The 15136-nt window shown below is 28.1% G+C and carries 17 protein-coding genes; 1 reads left to right on the top strand and 16 read right to left on the bottom strand.

Features of this window, described 5'->3' with window-relative positions:
• Nucleotides 1-9: 9 nt before the first annotated feature.
• The gene (locus tag Q1J78_RS01780) at nucleotides 10-357 is read right to left on the bottom strand and encodes a YraN family protein (RefSeq protein WP_300279998.1); all 348 of its coding nucleotides are present in this window, start codon (nucleotides 355-357) and stop codon (nucleotides 10-12) included.
• 163 nt (nucleotides 358-520) lie between these two features.
• On the opposite strand from Q1J78_RS01780, the gene Q1J78_RS01775 reads away from it, so the two are divergent.
• Entirely contained in the window at nucleotides 521-1027 is a 507-nt protein-coding gene (locus Q1J78_RS01775; protein ID WP_300279996.1) for a flavin reductase, read from the top strand.
• A gap of 88 nt (nucleotides 1028-1115) precedes the next feature.
• On the opposite strand, the gene Q1J78_RS01770 is transcribed toward Q1J78_RS01775, so the two are convergent.
• The 15 genes from Q1J78_RS01770 to ftsY all read right to left on the bottom strand — a co-directional run bounded on the left by Q1J78_RS01770 (nucleotide 1116) and on the right by ftsY (nucleotide 15118).
• Entirely contained in the window at nucleotides 1116-1358 is a 243-nt protein-coding gene (locus tag Q1J78_RS01770) for a hypothetical protein (protein WP_300279993.1), read from the bottom strand.
• 92 nt (nucleotides 1359-1450) lie between these two features.
• Nucleotides 1451-2467, bottom strand: a complete 1017-nt coding sequence (locus Q1J78_RS01765; protein ID WP_300279990.1) for an alpha-hydroxy-acid oxidizing protein — start codon at nucleotides 2465-2467, stop codon at nucleotides 1451-1453.
• Nucleotides 2468-2516: 49 nt separating this feature from the next.
• Nucleotides 2517-3284 (bottom strand): ribonuclease HII, encoded by a 768-nt coding sequence (rnhB, locus tag Q1J78_RS01760; protein ID WP_300279985.1) that lies wholly within the window; start codon nucleotides 3282-3284, stop codon nucleotides 2517-2519.
• Between the two features lie 179 nt (nucleotides 3285-3463).
• Nucleotides 3464-4738, bottom strand: coding sequence for a branched-chain amino acid transport system II carrier protein (gene brnQ / locus Q1J78_RS01755; protein ID WP_300279982.1), 1275 nt, complete (start codon nucleotides 4736-4738; stop codon nucleotides 3464-3466).
• Nucleotides 4739-5004: 266 nt separating this feature from the next.
• Nucleotides 5005-6282: a branched-chain amino acid transport system II carrier protein gene (gene brnQ / locus Q1J78_RS01750; protein WP_300279979.1), complete on the bottom strand. Its 1278-nt coding sequence runs from the start codon at nucleotides 6280-6282 to the stop codon at nucleotides 5005-5007.
• A gap of 636 nt (nucleotides 6283-6918) precedes the next feature.
• The gene (gene brnQ, locus Q1J78_RS01745) at nucleotides 6919-8220 is read right to left on the bottom strand and encodes a branched-chain amino acid transport system II carrier protein (protein WP_300279976.1); all 1302 of its coding nucleotides are present in this window, start codon (nucleotides 8218-8220) and stop codon (nucleotides 6919-6921) included.
• Between the two features lie 381 nt (nucleotides 8221-8601).
• Nucleotides 8602-9495: a ribosome biogenesis GTPase YlqF gene (gene ylqF / locus Q1J78_RS01740; protein WP_300279973.1), complete on the bottom strand. Its 894-nt coding sequence runs from the start codon at nucleotides 9493-9495 to the stop codon at nucleotides 8602-8604.
• Between the two features lie 106 nt (nucleotides 9496-9601).
• On the bottom strand, nucleotides 9602-9955 hold the full coding sequence (rplS, locus tag Q1J78_RS01735; protein WP_300279970.1) for a 50S ribosomal protein L19: 354 nt from the start codon (nucleotides 9953-9955) through the stop codon (nucleotides 9602-9604).
• Between the two features lie 111 nt (nucleotides 9956-10066).
• Nucleotides 10067-10756 carry a tRNA (guanosine(37)-N1)-methyltransferase TrmD gene (gene trmD, locus Q1J78_RS01730; RefSeq protein ID WP_300279968.1) on the bottom strand — a complete coding sequence of 230 codons (690 nt, stop codon included), beginning with the start codon at nucleotides 10754-10756 and terminating at the stop codon, nucleotides 10067-10069.
• An 8-nt stretch (nucleotides 10757-10764) separates the two neighbouring features.
• Nucleotides 10765-11283: a ribosome maturation factor RimM gene (gene rimM / locus Q1J78_RS01725; RefSeq protein ID WP_300279965.1), complete on the bottom strand. Its 519-nt coding sequence runs from the start codon at nucleotides 11281-11283 to the stop codon at nucleotides 10765-10767.
• A gap of 92 nt (nucleotides 11284-11375) precedes the next feature.
• Nucleotides 11376-11603, bottom strand: coding sequence for a KH domain-containing protein (locus Q1J78_RS01720; protein ID WP_300280152.1), 228 nt, complete (start codon nucleotides 11601-11603; stop codon nucleotides 11376-11378).
• 23 nt (nucleotides 11604-11626) lie between these two features.
• Nucleotides 11627-11878, bottom strand: a complete 252-nt coding sequence (rpsP, locus tag Q1J78_RS01715; RefSeq protein ID WP_300279962.1) for a 30S ribosomal protein S16 — start codon at nucleotides 11876-11878, stop codon at nucleotides 11627-11629.
• A gap of 34 nt (nucleotides 11879-11912) precedes the next feature.
• Nucleotides 11913-13274 carry a signal recognition particle protein gene (gene ffh / locus Q1J78_RS01710; RefSeq protein ID WP_300279959.1) on the bottom strand — a complete coding sequence of 454 codons (1362 nt, stop codon included), beginning with the start codon at nucleotides 13272-13274 and terminating at the stop codon, nucleotides 11913-11915.
• Nucleotides 13271-13639: a YlxM family DNA-binding protein gene (ylxM, locus tag Q1J78_RS01705; RefSeq protein WP_300279956.1), complete on the bottom strand. Its 369-nt coding sequence runs from the start codon at nucleotides 13637-13639 to the stop codon at nucleotides 13271-13273. The genes ffh and ylxM overlap by 4 nt, the downstream gene beginning before the upstream one ends.
• Nucleotides 13640-13834: 195 nt before the next feature.
• On the bottom strand, nucleotides 13835-15118 hold the full coding sequence (gene ftsY / locus Q1J78_RS01700) for a signal recognition particle-docking protein FtsY (protein WP_300279953.1): 1284 nt from the start codon (nucleotides 15116-15118) through the stop codon (nucleotides 13835-13837).
• Nucleotides 15119-15136: the final 18 nt, after the last annotated feature.

The following is a 15136-nucleotide window of genomic DNA, read 5'->3' as shown; positions in this document are numbered from 1 at the left end:
TATAATATTTTAAAATGCATTTATTATATGTTTAATTTTTCTATCTTTAATATAAATTTCTATTACATCAAATCTAACTGATACATCTTCTATAAAATTACTCATTATGTAATATTCAGCTGTTTTTCTTATTTTATTTTGTTTATTTATATCCACTGCTTCAGCTGGATATCCATATTTACAATTAGTCCTGCTTTTAACCTCTATAAAAACTATTTCCGTTGCATCAAAATATGCTATTATATCTATCTCACCGAATTTACTCCAATAATTTCTTTCTAATATAGTTGCTCCTTTGTCTATAAGAAACTTGAGTGCTATATTTTCTCCAATTCTTCCTTTTTCTACATTATTCATAAAACTATATAACCTCCTATTATTTTTATAGATAATTTCTATATTTATTATTCCAACAAATATTTTTTTTATACTTTTTATTAAAATATTTAAAATATATATATACTTTTAATTTTTAAAATTGTAATATTATATATATATCAAAATAGGAGGTTTTATTATTATGTTAAAAAAAATAGATTTAAAAGATTTAAGCATTAATCCTTTTACACTTTTAAATACTGACTGGGCTCTTTTAATGGCTGGTGATAAAAATTCTTTCAATTCAATGACTGTAAGTTGGGGTGGAATGGGAGTTCTTTGGAGAAAAAATGTTACTACTGTTTATGTTAGACAAAGTAGATATACTAAAGAATTTATGGATAATAGCGATTTTTATACACTTACATTTTTAAAAGATGATTTTAAGGAACAACTTTCTCTTCTTGGAACAAAATCTGGAAGAGATATTGATAAAATGAATGTAGAAGGTTTAAATCTTATAGATATCGAAAATGGATTTGCTTATGAAGAATCAAAACTTGTTTTTGTTTGTAAGAAATTATTTAAAAATGATTTAAAAGAATCTCAATTTTTAGTAGATAATTTATTTAATGAATGTTATTCTGATCCCGAAGATATTCATACTATGTATGTTGGAGAAATAGTTGATTGTTATATTTCTGAATAATTAGTTAAAATAAAAAGCGGTCTATGAATTAATTTTTCCATCAGACCGCTTGATTTTGATATTAAAGTAGAATTATTTTGCTAAAAACTTACATCTGATCCATTTTTTCTTTTACACAGATATAATAGTCTTTTGCTTCTAGGACTTGTGCTTCTAACACATCTATTAATTCTTGTTGCCAATCAGCACATTTATCCTTTAGCTCCATAGGAAGGGCTCTATCTGCAATGTATCTATCTATCCAGTCTCCTGCAGATTTTATGATCTCTTCTCTTTCTTTAACAAATTTTTCAATTTCTTTTAAGGCTGTATCATAATTTCTTTCAGTCATAGAAATCCCTCCTTTTTTATTTGCTTATTATATAATTCTATATTAAAATCTTTTTTACCTCTTTTTTCTTTAATTTTTATTATAATTTAATTTTATCTATATATAACCTTTTCATCTATATCAGATATTTGTTGACATCCTGTTAAAATCATTGCACCTTCTAGTTCTGATTTTATTTTTTTTATGTATGTCTCAACCCCATCTGTAGCACCACCAAATGAAGCTGTTACAAATGGTCTACCTATTAATACTGCATCTGCTCCTAGTGCAATCATTTTTTCAACGTCCACACCAGTTCTAATTCCTCCATCTGCAAGTATTTTTATTTTACCTTTTACTGCTTTAGCTATTTCTGGAAGTACATCTGCTGAACCTGGAGTAAAATCTAATACTCTTCCTCCATGATTTGAAACTACTATAGCATCTGCTCCAGCTTCAACTGCCATAAGAGCATCTTCAACAGTCATTATTCCTTTTAATATAAAAGGTAATTTTGTTGAGTTTACTAATTCTTTTATTTGATTTATATTTTTAGGAAGAACTGGTTTTCCATGTAGTGATAAAGTGACTAATCCACAAGCATCTATATCAACTCCTACTGCAAAAGCTCCTGCTTCTTCAGCTAATTTTATTTTTTTTATTATGTTTTCATTGTCCCAAGGTTTTATAAATACTATTCCATTTCCATTATGGCATTTTAAAACATCTAAATTTTCTATAAGAAATGCATCTACTGCCGTATCTCCTACCATTGCATATATTCCTGAATTTGAACATCCTTCAACAACAGGCTCTATATATTCTCTTTCTGTTAATTTTCCACCCATATTTAAAGTTGTACCTGTTACTGGTGCTGCAAATATTGGTGCATCCATTTTTTTGCCAAATAATTCTATAGTTGTGTCTGGATTAGATACATTGTGTATTACCCTCATATTTAATTTGACCTTTTCAAGAGCATTTATATTTTCTATAAACGCTTGACCAGTTCCTTTTCCTCCCATACCTGGCACTTCTCCTGCACAAGCTACTCCATTACAAACTTTACATACTTTGCAACTTCCATTTAATTTTTCTTTTGCATTTTTTAACATTTCATTATAATCCATTTTTTACCCCCATAAATTAACTTTTATTTATATTTAAAATTTATTAATTTTAAAGAACATTTTTAAGAAAACTTTTCCTATGTATTGGAGTTATTCCATTTTCATCTATTGCTTTATAGTGTTCTGCCGTTCCATATCCTTTATGATGTGCAAAGCCATATTCTGGATATATTTCATCATATTGATACATAAGAGAATCTCTTGTTACTTTAGCTAAAATACTTGCTGCTGCTATTGATATGGATTTCGCATCTCCTTTTATTATAGAATTTTGTTCTATTTCTACATCTGGAATATGAACTGCATCTGCTAAAATATAATCTGGCTCTTTTTTTAAACAATTTAATGCTTTTTTCATAGCCATATATGTAGCATTTAATATATTATATTCATCAATTTCTTCATTATTTACTATTCCTATTCCAAAATCTAATGCTTCTTCTTTTATTTTATCAAATAACTCATTTCTTTTTTCTTCACTTAATTTTTTAGAATCATTTATTCCCTTTATTTTTGTTCCTTTTTTAAATACTACTACAGCAGCTACAACAGGTCCCGCAAGAGGCCCTCTTCCTGCTTCATCTACACCTGCTATATAAGTATATCCTTTTTCATATCCTTCATTTTCAAAGCTATTTATTCTTTCCAATCGCTCTTCTTCTAATCTTATTTTATCTAATTTTTTAGCTAAACTGATAGCTATTTTGTTTACAGATTTTCTTTCATCGCCTTTTAATTTTTCTATAAAATCAAGATATTCTTCTTCTTTTAAATTATCTACTATTTCTTTAATCTCTTTTACACTTTTATCTTTCATATATTATTCCTCCATATTATTATAAGTATAATTATACAGTAAAAATGATTTTTATACATCTTCTATATCAAAATATACTATTTCCATATTAACTAAATAAGATTTTTTATAGATAAAAAAATAATAATAAAAGACCGTTAGAAAAACTAACGGTCTTTTATTTATTAAATATATTTAAGTTAGGCTTGTTTATTTTTTGAAGGAATGAAAATTCCTATTATAGCAGCGAATACTACTGGTAAAATCCAGTTAAATCCAAACTGATATCCTGGAAGAGTTACTACCGCTTTAACTCCCATTATTGTAAGTACACTTATTATTAATGCCATATATGTTGCACATATAAATACATTATCATTTTTTATTTTATTTCCAAATAATGATAGTATTATTAAAGTTATTGTTGCTGGATATACTATACTTAATATTGGTGCTGAGAATTTTATAATTGTACTAACACCAAAATTAGATACTACTGCAGAGAATATACATACACCTATTACTATATGTTCATATTTTAATTTTCCGTTTGTTAAAGTTGAGAAATATCTTCCTGCTGCTGAAGTTAATCCTATTGATGTTGTTAAACATGCTAGTGCAACGATTATAGCTAATAAAACTTTTCCTGTTTGACCTAGTAGAGCTTCTGTTATAGAAACTATTAATGCAGTCTGTTCTACATCCATTCCATATTTAGTTGATACTGTTGCTCCTAAGTAGCAAAGACCACCATATACTAATCCCATTCCTATAACTGCTATAGCTCCAGCTCCTATTGTAGCTTTTACCATTTGAGATTCTTCTTTATATCCTTTATCCATTATAGATACTATTACTATTGTTGAGAATACTGTTGCTGCTAATGTATCCATTGTCTGATATCCCTGATTTACACCTTCAGAGAACACTGCTGGCACTAATGAATCAGGTCTTATCTCTCCAAGAGGTGATATTATACCTTTAACAATAAGTATAGCAAGTGCTATCAATAATGCTGGTGTTAAAAACTGTCCTACTATATCAACAACCTTTGATGGTTTTATTGTTAATACTAAAGTTAATGCGAAAAATATTATTGAGAATAATATATTATTAAATCCCGGCCCTATTGTAGGTAATATACCCATTTCATATGTTGTAGCCGCTGTTCTTGGTATTGCTAAAAGCGGTCCTATACATATTACTATAGCTGATCCTAAAACTATACTTAATTTATGTCCAGCTCTATCAAACATTTTTGATGTATCGCCTTTAAATCTAGTGGCCGCTATAACTGCTAATAAAGCTAAACCACCATCAGCAAATAGAAATCCGATAAATCCAGTAAACCAACTAGATCCAGCTTCTACTCCTAAATAAGGTGGGAATATTAAGTTACCTGCTCCAAAGAACATTGCAAATAATGCAAATCCAACTACCATTAAATCTTTAAATTCTACCTTTTCTTTACCCATTTTTGGCACCTCCACCATTCATAATTCCTGTTAATAATAATTCTTTTTATTTTTTAATTTTTCTAAAAATTTAAATAATTCCTTAACTTTCTTCTATTATACATTTCGATAAGCAAAAATGTCAATATATTTTTTCAATTTATAAAATTTTCACAAAATTTACATTTTAAAAAACGCTATATTTTAAAATATAGCGTTTTTACATTTTTACTTTTATTTATTTTTTTATTATACTATATAATTTTTTTATTACTAATTATCTAAATTTAAGCTTCTGTTTTAACAAAGTTACCAACTATACCTGCTATTATAACAGGAACAACCCAGTTAAATCCTAAAGTTGCAAATGGAAGTAAATTTATTAAAGGAACATTTATTCCATAACTTTGTAATATTGTCAATATACTTATAATTAAAGACATATATGTAGCAAATTTATACACATTATCATTTTTTATTTTTTCATTAAAGAAAGCTAATACTATCAGAACTATTGTAGGTGGATATACTATACTTAATATTGGTGATGCAAATTTAATTATAGCTCCAACTCCTATAGATGCCATACATGCTGAAAATACACAAACTATTGTTACTATCTTTCCATATGAAATTTTTCCATTTGTAAGATTTGTAAAATACTGACCTGTAGCAGATGTAAGCCCTATTGATGTTGTTAAACATGCTAATGCTACTGCTATTGCTAAAAGAGTTTTTCCTACATTTCCAAGTAATCCTTGAGTTATATTAACTATAACCTGTGTCTGAACTGCATTTATATCATTATATGAAGATACTGTTGCACCTAAATAACATAATCCTCCATATACAAGTGCTAATCCTACACATGCTAATGCTCCTGCTTTTAATATAGCTTTAAGTTTATCACTTGTTGAATGATAACCTTTTTCATTCATTGATACTATAAGTACTGATGCTAATGCTATTGCTGCAAATGCATCCATTGTTTGATATCCTTGTGCTATTCCTTCTGCAACCACGCCCTGGATCATAGGTTCTTTTATTATTGGTCCAAGTGGTGATATTACACCTTTTACTATTATAACTGCTAAAGCTATTAATAATGCTGGTGTTAAAAACTGTCCTACTATATCTATAACCTTTGATGGTTTTATTGTTAATATATATGTAAGTATAAAAAATACTATACAAAATAACGCTACTGGTATTTTATCTCCAAATATAGGAATTATTCCCATTTCGTATGTTGTTGCTCCAGTTCTTGGTATTGCTAATAAAGGTCCTATACATAATATATCTGCACATCCAATTGCTATACCTAATTTTTTGCCAGCTCTTGAGAACATCTTATTAAGATCCCCTTCAAATTTTGTAGCTGCCATAACTGCCAAAAGCGCTAAACCCGCATCTGCAAATGTAAATCCTATAAAAGATACTAGCCATTTAGGACCTGTTATTATTCCTAGATAAGGTGGAAATATTAAATTTCCTGCCCCAAAAAACATAGCAAATAATGCGAATCCAAAGACTATAATATCCTTACTACTTCTTTTTTGTTCCATTTTCACTTTCCCCCTTGAGTAAATCACTCATATAATTTTTCCTTATAAAAATAAAATAAATAAAATTGCGAACGTTTGCAATTTTTGAAAATAAACTTTTAAACATGTTTTTAATTATATATTTGAGTTTTTTATATGTCAATAATATAAAAAATAGTCTTAATTTTTCTAATTTTCAGATGTATTTTTTTGTTTTAGATTTATCACTTAATTATATATCTATTATAGATTTAGCTATTCTTTATAAATAAAATACTGTAATTTTAAATATTATATGATTTTTATACATTTAAATTTATATGAATTATTTTTTTCTTTTTTTAGATTTTTCAATATATTTATATGCTCAGATAAAATCCTCATTTTTTAAGATTTAAAATTATTTTTTTATATAGTTATTTTTTATATTTATAGAATTATATTATATTTTATTCTTTTTTCGGAATTTTCAATATTTTATTCTTATATTTTAATATTTATATTATTTTGTATACATTTTTTTATTTTTATATATGCTTTTTTATACGTTAAAAAATAAACCTATTTTAATTTAAAAAAAGTCGAGTTAATTTTTAAAAATTACTCGACTTTTTATTCTATATTATTAATTTTTTTCTAAAATTATAAATTTTTTTATTAATTAGCAACTTCAATATTTAAATTTTTACTTGGTACAAAATACCCTATTATTCCAAATATTATAACTGGAACTACCCAATTAAATCCAAATTCTTTTAATGGTAAGTAATCTAAAAATGGTACTGTTACTCCATAACTTTGGATTACAGTAAGTATACTTACTACTAATGATGTATATACTGTAAATTTGTACACATTATCATTTTTTATTTTTTCACTGAAAAATGCTAAAATAACTAATACTATTGTAGGTGGATATACTATGCTCAATACTGGACCTGCTACTTTTATTATTCCTCCTACACCTATAGATGCCATACATGCTGAAAATACACAAACACAAAGAACTACTGTTTTATATTTTAATTTACCATTTGTTAGCTTTTCAAAGAATTGTCCTGTTGCAGAAGTAAGTCCTATTGATGTTGTTAAACATGCTAGTGCTACACATACAGCAAGAATTGCTTTTCCTGTATATCCTAAAAGTCCTTCTGTTATATTAACTATAACTTGAGATTGTTGTGCTTCTACCCCATACATACTAGATACAGTCGCACCTAAGTAACATAACCCTCCATATACAAGTGCTAATCCTATACAAGCTAATGCTCCAGCTTTTATTATCGCTTTTAATTTCAATCCAACAGTATTATATCCTTTTTCATTAAGAGATACTATAAGTACTGATGCTAATGCTATTGCTGCAAATGCATCCATTGTTTGATATCCTTGTGCTATTCCTTCTCCTACTACTCCTTGTATCATAGGTTCTTTAACTATTGGACCAAGTGGAGATACAACTCCTTTTACTATTATAACAGCAAGTGCTATTAATAATGCTGGTGTTAAAACCCGCCCTACTATATCGACAACTTTAGATGGTTTTATTGTAAGTATATAAGTTATTATAAAAAATATCGCTGCAAATACTGCTATTGGTATTGTATTGCCTAATAATGGCATTATTCCCATTTCATATGTTGTTGCTCCAGTTCTTGGTATTGCTAAAAAAGGCCCTATACATAATATATCTGCACATCCAAGTACTATTGCTAATTTTCCACCTGCTCTTTTAAATAATTCTATAACATCACCATCATATTTAGCTGTTGCCATAACTGCTAAAAGTGCTAGTCCTGCATCTGCAAATGTAAATCCCCCAAATGCTTTTAACCATTCTGGACCTGTTATTATTCCTAGATATGGTGGAAATATTAAATTACCTGCTCCAAAAAACATAGCAAATAATGCAAATCCAAATACTATTATGTCTTTATAACTTCCTTTCTGCTTAATCATAAGTTCTCCTCCCCAAAATAAAGATCATTTTAGACCTAAAATAAATTAAAACAATTTTAGAAAACATTTTCCCGAGGTTCAATATTTTCTTTATCATTACAAATTTTATTTTATATTCATATTCTCTATGTGTCAAGATATTTTTTCTAAATCTTGGCATTTTTCTGAATAATCAAAAACTTTGTTGATAAAATATCAACAGTTAAATTAGTTATATTATATACTCATATTGAATATTAAATCTTTATTGTTAAAATTTATATAATAAAAATAGAGTATATTATAATGTTTCGTTATAACATACTCTATTTTTATAGCTTATTTATTTCGAGTTTCTTTTATAAAAATATTTTTTATTATATTTTATAAAAGTATTTCTTATTATTTAATATCTTCTGGAACTTCTAAAGTTATATTTCCTAATTTTCCTGTTCTAAATTCATTTAACACAGTTGTAGCAGTTCTTGTATAATCAATTTCTTTTCTACCTGTTATAAAGCCTCTTTTTTTAGCTATCATATCCATAGTTTCTATTCCAGATTCTCCAAGCGTTTCAAGTTTATATCTAGCCTTTATTTTTTCAGGCTCTATAATCATAAGTTTTTCTATTAGTCTTAATGCTAGAGTTTCTATATCTAATATTTCGTCTTTTATAGCTCTAGTAAAAGCTAGATTTAATGCTACATCTTGATCTTCAAACTTTGGCCATAGTATACCTGGTGTATCTAATAATTCTAAGTTTCCTCTTAATTTTACCCATTGTTTACCTTTAGTAACACCTGGTCTATCTCCTGTTTGAGTACTTCTTCTTCCTGTCAATTTATTTATTAACGAAGATTTTCCTACATTAGGAACTCCAACTATCATTATTCTTATAGCTCTTTCTTTTCTTCCCTTTTCTTTTAGAGAGTCCATTTTATCCTTTACTGCATTTTTACATTCATCAATTATTTTATTAACTCCTGTACCTTTCATCGCATCTATTGGAATAGCTTTTATCCCTTGTTCTTTGTAGTAATTTATCCATTTATTCAGCTTTGATCTATCTGATATATCACTTTTATTAAGAAGTACTACTCTCGGTTTTCCAGCAGTCAATACATCTATATCTGGATTTTTACTACTATATGGTATTCTTGAATCTAATAATTCTACTACTACATCTACTAATTTCAAATTAGCTTTCATAAGATCTTTCGTTTTTTTCATATGTCCAGGATACCAGTTTATATTAAGATTATCATCTGTAAGATAATCATATTCATTATCTCTCATACTAATCCTCCTTATTTTTATTTTATAAATAAATTGTAATTATCTTATTTATAGAAAAAGGACTGATAATTTAATCAGTCCCTGTTCTTACATATTAAATCAGATATTATTTATATCCTTTTGCTTCTTTAACTTTAGCAGCTTTACCTACTCTAGATCTTAAGTATCCTAGTTTAGCTCTTCTTACTTTACCTCTTCTAGTTACTTCTATTTTTTCTAGTTTTGGTGAATGTACTGGGAAAGTTCTTTCTACACCACAGTTGAAAGACATTTTTCTAACAGTGAAAGTTTCTCTTGCTCCTCCACCTTGTCTTTTTAATACTACACCTTCAAATACCTGTATTCTTTCTCTTTTACCTTCCACGATTCTAACGTGTACTTTTACTGTGTCCCCAGGTCCAAAGTTAGGAACTTCATTTTTTAACTGTTCAGTTTCGATTGCTCTTATTATTTCGTTCATATTTCCTCCTAAAATCATAGACGTTCATTGATGCTTGACCGGTGCACAGAGGAACGCCCGTATTATCGACAAGTTATATTATACTATAAAAAAAACTCATTTACAAGTTTTTTATTTATTTCTTTTTAGAAGATCTGGTCTTCTTTCTTTTGTTATTTTAATGGATTCTTCTTTTCTCCATTCATCTATTTTCTTATGATTTCCAGATAATAAAACTTCTGGAACTTCTATTCCTTCATATACTCTAGGTCTAGTGTATTGAGGATATTCTAATAAATTATTTTCAAATGACTCATCTTCAAATGATTCATTTTGACCAAGGACACCTGGAATAAGCCTTGAGATAGAGTCTATCACTATAAGTGCAGGTAACTCTCCACCTGTAAGTACATAATCTCCTACAGATATTTCATCTGTCACTATCATATCTATCACTCTTTGATCTATTCCTTCATAATGACCACAAAGAAGTATTATATCTTCTTCAGTCGCCATTTTTTTTGCAATTTCTTGACAGTGAACTTTTCCTTTTGGTGTTAAGTAAATAACTCTTGGAGATTTTATATTATTTTCTTTTACTATATATTTATATGTATCTATTATAGGTTGTGGAGTCATTACCATACCAGCTCCACCACCAAATGGATAATCATCTACTTTTTTGTGCTTATTTTCCGAAAAATCTCTTATATTATATACTTTAAAATCTATTATTTTTTTTTCAATAGCTCTTTTCATTATACTTTCATTCATATAAGAGTTAAATATTTCAGGAAATAAGGTCATTATGTGAAATCTCATTGTATCACCTAATCTTCAAGCATACCTTTTATAGGGTCTATTATCATTTTTCCTTCTTCTATATCTATTTCAGGAACAAATTTCATAACAGCCGGTATTAAGTATTCTTTTCCTTCTTCATTTTTTATTACGTATACATCATTAGCTGAATATTGAAGTACATCTTTTAAAACTCCTACTTTTTCACCTGAAACTGTAAATACATCTATACCAATCATATCTGCTATAAAGAATTCACCTTCTTCAAGTTCAAAAGATTCATCTCTAGATACATAAATATCTTTACCTACAAGCTTTTCAGCTTCTTCGACTTTATCTATACCTTTTATTTTCATTATAACAAGGTTTCCTTTATATCTTACATTTTCAACTTCCCATGCATTTTCTCTATCTTTTCCAACATAGAATTCTTCTAAAAAGTCAAATCTGTATATATCGTCTGTTGTAGGATAGATTCTTACATCTCCTTTAAGACCTTGAGTTTTAACTATCTTTCCAACTTTAAAATGTGTTATTTTTTTTGCCATAATATCCACCTTTGTTAAAATATTTTTGTAGGTCCTATTATAAATCAATTTATAGTTATTAAAAAGGATTAGGCCAAAAGACCTAATCCAAATTATACTATTTCAAGAGATACTTTTATTTTCTCTTTATTTGCAACGGATCTAACTACAGTTCTTATAGCTTTTGCTATTCTTCCCTGTTTCCCGATAACTTTTCCCATATCATCTGAAGCAACAGTTAATTTTAATATAATTTCATCATTTTCTTCTGAAACATTAACTACAACTTCATCGGGGTTATCAACTAGAGCCTTAGCTATATCTACAACTAGCTCTTTTATCATAGTTTTACATCTCCTGTTTATTATTTAGAAGTTTTAACACCGTTCTGTTCTAATAATTTTTTAACTGTTTCTGTTGGCTGAGCACCATTAGCTAACCATTTTTCAGCACTTTCATTGTTTATTTTTAATACTTTTGGTTCTACTACTGGATTGTAGTATCCTATTTCTTCTATAAATTTACCATCTCTTGGAGCTCTAGAGTCTGCTACTACTATTCTGTAGAAAGGTTTTTTGTTTGCTCCCATTCTTTTTAATCTTATTTTAACTGCCATTACAGCCACCTCCGAAAATTTTTTCTATTTTTTATTATTTAAAAAAAGGTAATCCGGCAAAACCGCCCCTTTTCTTTTTACCCTTGCCTTGTGTCATTCCAGTAAACATCTTCATCATTTTTTTCATTTCATTCAACTGTTTAATTAATCTGTTTACTTCTTGAACTGTTGTTCCGCTTCCTTTAGCTATTCTTTTCTTTCTAGAAGCATTCAATATAGAAGGATTTCTTCTCTCTTCTAATGTCATAGATTGTATTATAGCCATACTATGTTTCATTTCTTTATTATTCTTAAGATCTACATCTCCTATTTGATTCTTCATATTAGCCATACCAGGCATCATACCTAATATTTTATCCATAGATCCCATTTTCTTTAATTGTTCAAACTGGCTCAATAAATCTTCAAAATCAAATTCTTGTTTCTTTAATTTTTGTTCAAGCTCTTTTGCTTTTTCAATATCTACAGCTTCTTGTGCCTTTTCAATTAGACTAAGTACATCTCCCATACCAAGTATTCTAGATGCCATTCTATCTGGATGGAAAGGTTCTAAATCATCTAATTTTTCCCCCATACCTATAAATTTAATAGGTTTGTTAGTAACAGCTCTTATTGATAACGCTGCTCCACCTCTTGTATCACCATCTAATTTAGTAAGAACTACACCATCTATACCTAATGCTTCATTAAAACTTTCTGCAACGTTAACTGCATCCTGTCCTGTCATAGCATCTACAGTAAGAAGTATCTCATGAGGTTTTACTTCAGATTTAATATCTTTAAGTTCATTCATTAATGCTTCATCTACGTGTAATCTACCGGCTGTATCTATTATAACCATGTCATTTCCATTTTTTTGAGCATGGCTTAATGCTGCTTTTGCTATATTTACTGGGCTTTCTTTATCACCCATTGAAAATACAGGTATATCTAGCTTTTCTCCAACTACTTGTAACTGTTTTATAGCTGCTGGTCTATAAACATCGCCTGCAACTAATAAAGGTTTTTTCCCTTGTTTTTTAAAGTATCCGCCTAATTTACCAGATGTAGTTGTTTTACCTGCCCCTTGTAAACCTACCATCATTATAACTGTTGGTGGTTTTGATGATATCATTATTTTACTTTGGACATCACCCATTAAAGCAGTTAGCTCTTCATTTACTATTTTTATTACATGTTGTCCCGGAGTAAGACTTTTCATAACATCCTGACCAACACATCTTTCCTGTACTTTTTTTATAAAATCTTTTACTACTTTGAAGTTAACATCCGCTTCTAATAAAGCAAGCTTAACTTCTCTCATAACCTCTTTTACATCTTTTTCAGTAAGTTTTCCTTTTGATTTTAACTTACTAAAAGCATTTTGTAATTTATCAGATAATCCTTCAAATATCATTCTATTATCCCCCTACATAAGTCTTCTATTTCATCTAGCTTAGGGACTAAATCGACACAATCTATATTGTGCAATAAATCTTGTTTAATGTCAATAATTTTTTCTCTAATAACTTTAACAGATTCTTCTTTTTTTCGAAGTTCTGATAAAAGATGTAGTTTTTGTTCATAATCTTTCATAACTTTTTCAGATCTTTTAAGCGTATCATACACACCTTGTCTTGAGACTTTTAGATTTTCGCTTATTTCTCCTAATGAATAGTCCTCTTCATAATAAAGTGAAACTATTTCTTTTTGTTTATCTGTAAGTAGATTTTTATAAACCTCAAATAGTTGTCCAACTTCTATCATCTTCTCCAAATTCATTTTTTCACTTCCTGTTACAATTATTAAATTTACGAATAAGGTTTTAAATATAAAATACAACTTTTACTAAAGTTACCCTCTGTAAAGGTTAACTACTTTACACTACTATTGTATTTTATATTATAAGACCTATATTGTCAACGGTTTTTATTGAAATTTTGACATTTTTATACAACAATAATAATTAATTTATACCTAATTGCCAAATAATGCATCTGTAAATGCTTTTGCATCAAAATCTTGAAGATCCTCTGCTTTTTCTCCAACTCCTATAAGCTTAACTGGTACATCTACCTCTGATTTAACAGCTAATACAACTCCACCTTTTGCTGTACCATCAAGCTTAGTAAGAACTATTCCTGTTATATCTGCAACTTCTTTAAAACTTTTTGCCTGAACAACTGCATTTTGTCCAGTAGTAGCATCTACAACCAATAATACTTCTTTTTTTGCTTCTGGATATTCTCTATCTATTATTTTAAATATTTTACCTAACTCATTCATTAAATTTGATTTATTATGAAGTCTACCAGCTGTATCACATATAAGAACGTCTGTTTTTCTAGCTTTAGCAGCTTTTATTGCATCAAATATTACTGCTCCAGGATCTGCACCTTCATGATGTTTTACTATTTCTGTATTAGTTCTTTTAGCCCATATATCAAGTTGTTCAGTAGCTGCTGCTCTAAATGTATCTGCTGCTGCTAACATTACTTTTTTACCTTCTGATTTATATCTTAAAGCAAGTTTACCTATTGTTGTTGTTTTTCCAACTCCATTTACACCAACCATTATTATTATAGAAGGTGATGCTTCTATGTCTAATTTTGAATTACCTTTTGATAGTATCTCTTCTACTATTCCTTTTAATTCTTCTCTTACATCCATAGGATTAGTTATTTTATTTTTTCTGACCCTATCATTTAATTCCTCTATTATTTCCATAGTTGTATTAACACCAACATCTGCTGTTATTAAAACTTCTTCTAGGTCTTCAAATAGATCTTCATCTATACTTGTATAAGATTTTAAAACATCATCTATTCTATCTGTTATTCCTTGTTTTGCTTTTATTAAACCTTGCTTTAATCTAGAAAATAAACTTTCTTTTGCAAAACTTGGTTTTTCTCTACCTTCATTTAATTCTTCTTCTATAGTTTCTTCCATACCTTCTTCATCAGTACAATTTGTTTCTATATCATTTTCTAATTTAAACTCTTCTTCTATAGTTTCTTCTTCTAACATATCTTCTTCTATAGATTTTATATCTTTTTCTGAAATTGTTACAGTTTTATTTTCTTCACAAGTTGTTTCTTCTTGCACTTTCTCTGAAATAGTTTTTTCTAAAAGTTCTTCTTTAACTGAATCTTCTTCTGATTCTTCTATTTCTGATTCTTCTAAAAGTTCTTCATTTTCAACGATTTCATTTTCAATTACTTCTTCTTTCTTTTTTCCAAAGCCAAATAATTTTTTAAACAAATCTATCTCCTCCATAAT

It is taken from the genome of Peptacetobacter sp. (genome assembly GCF_029264495.1).
Lineage (GTDB): Bacteria > Bacillota > Clostridia > Peptostreptococcales > Peptostreptococcaceae > Peptacetobacter.
The sequence above is the reverse complement of the archived record's forward strand: the minus strand, read 5'-3'. Positions and strand labels throughout refer to the sequence as shown.

What these genes read in the sequence shown, in the direction of transcription:
- Q1J78_RS01780 (WP_300279998.1), bottom strand. Translation starts at nt 357, where the DNA reads ATGAATAATGTAGAAAAAGGAAGAATTGGAGAAAATATAGCACTCAAG.
- Q1J78_RS01775 (WP_300279996.1), top strand. Translation starts at nt 521, where the DNA reads ATGTTAAAAAAAATAGATTTAAAAGATTTAAGCATTAATCCTTTTACA.
- Q1J78_RS01770 (WP_300279993.1), bottom strand. Translation starts at nt 1,358, where the DNA reads ATGACTGAAAGAAATTATGATACAGCCTTAAAAGAAATTGAAAAATTT.
- Q1J78_RS01765 (WP_300279990.1), bottom strand. Translation starts at nt 2,467, where the DNA reads ATGGATTATAATGAAATGTTAAAAAATGCAAAAGAAAAATTAAATGGA.
- rnhB (WP_300279985.1), bottom strand. Translation starts at nt 3,284, where the DNA reads ATGAAAGATAAAAGTGTAAAAGAGATTAAAGAAATAGTAGATAATTTA.
- brnQ (WP_300279982.1), bottom strand. Translation starts at nt 4,738, where the DNA reads ATGGGTAAAGAAAAGGTAGAATTTAAAGATTTAATGGTAGTTGGATTT.
- brnQ (WP_300279979.1), bottom strand. Translation starts at nt 6,282, where the DNA reads ATGGAACAAAAAAGAAGTAGTAAGGATATTATAGTCTTTGGATTCGCA.
- brnQ (WP_300279976.1), bottom strand. Translation starts at nt 8,220, where the DNA reads ATGATTAAGCAGAAAGGAAGTTATAAAGACATAATAGTATTTGGATTT.
- ylqF (WP_300279973.1), bottom strand. Translation starts at nt 9,495, where the DNA reads ATGAGAGATAATGAATATGATTATCTTACAGATGATAATCTTAATATA.
- rplS (WP_300279970.1), bottom strand. Translation starts at nt 9,955, where the DNA reads ATGAACGAAATAATAAGAGCAATCGAAACTGAACAGTTAAAAAATGAA.
- trmD (WP_300279968.1), bottom strand. Translation starts at nt 10,756, where the DNA reads ATGAGATTTCACATAATGACCTTATTTCCTGAAATATTTAACTCTTAT.
- rimM (WP_300279965.1), bottom strand. Translation starts at nt 11,283, where the DNA reads ATGGCAAAAAAAATAACACATTTTAAAGTTGGAAAGATAGTTAAAACT.
- rpsP (WP_300279962.1), bottom strand. Translation starts at nt 11,878, where the DNA reads ATGGCAGTTAAAATAAGATTAAAAAGAATGGGAGCAAACAAAAAACCT.
- ffh (WP_300279959.1), bottom strand. Translation starts at nt 13,274, where the DNA reads ATGATATTTGAAGGATTATCTGATAAATTACAAAATGCTTTTAGTAAG.
- ylxM (WP_300279956.1), bottom strand. Translation starts at nt 13,639, where the DNA reads ATGAATTTGGAGAAGATGATAGAAGTTGGACAACTATTTGAGGTTTAT.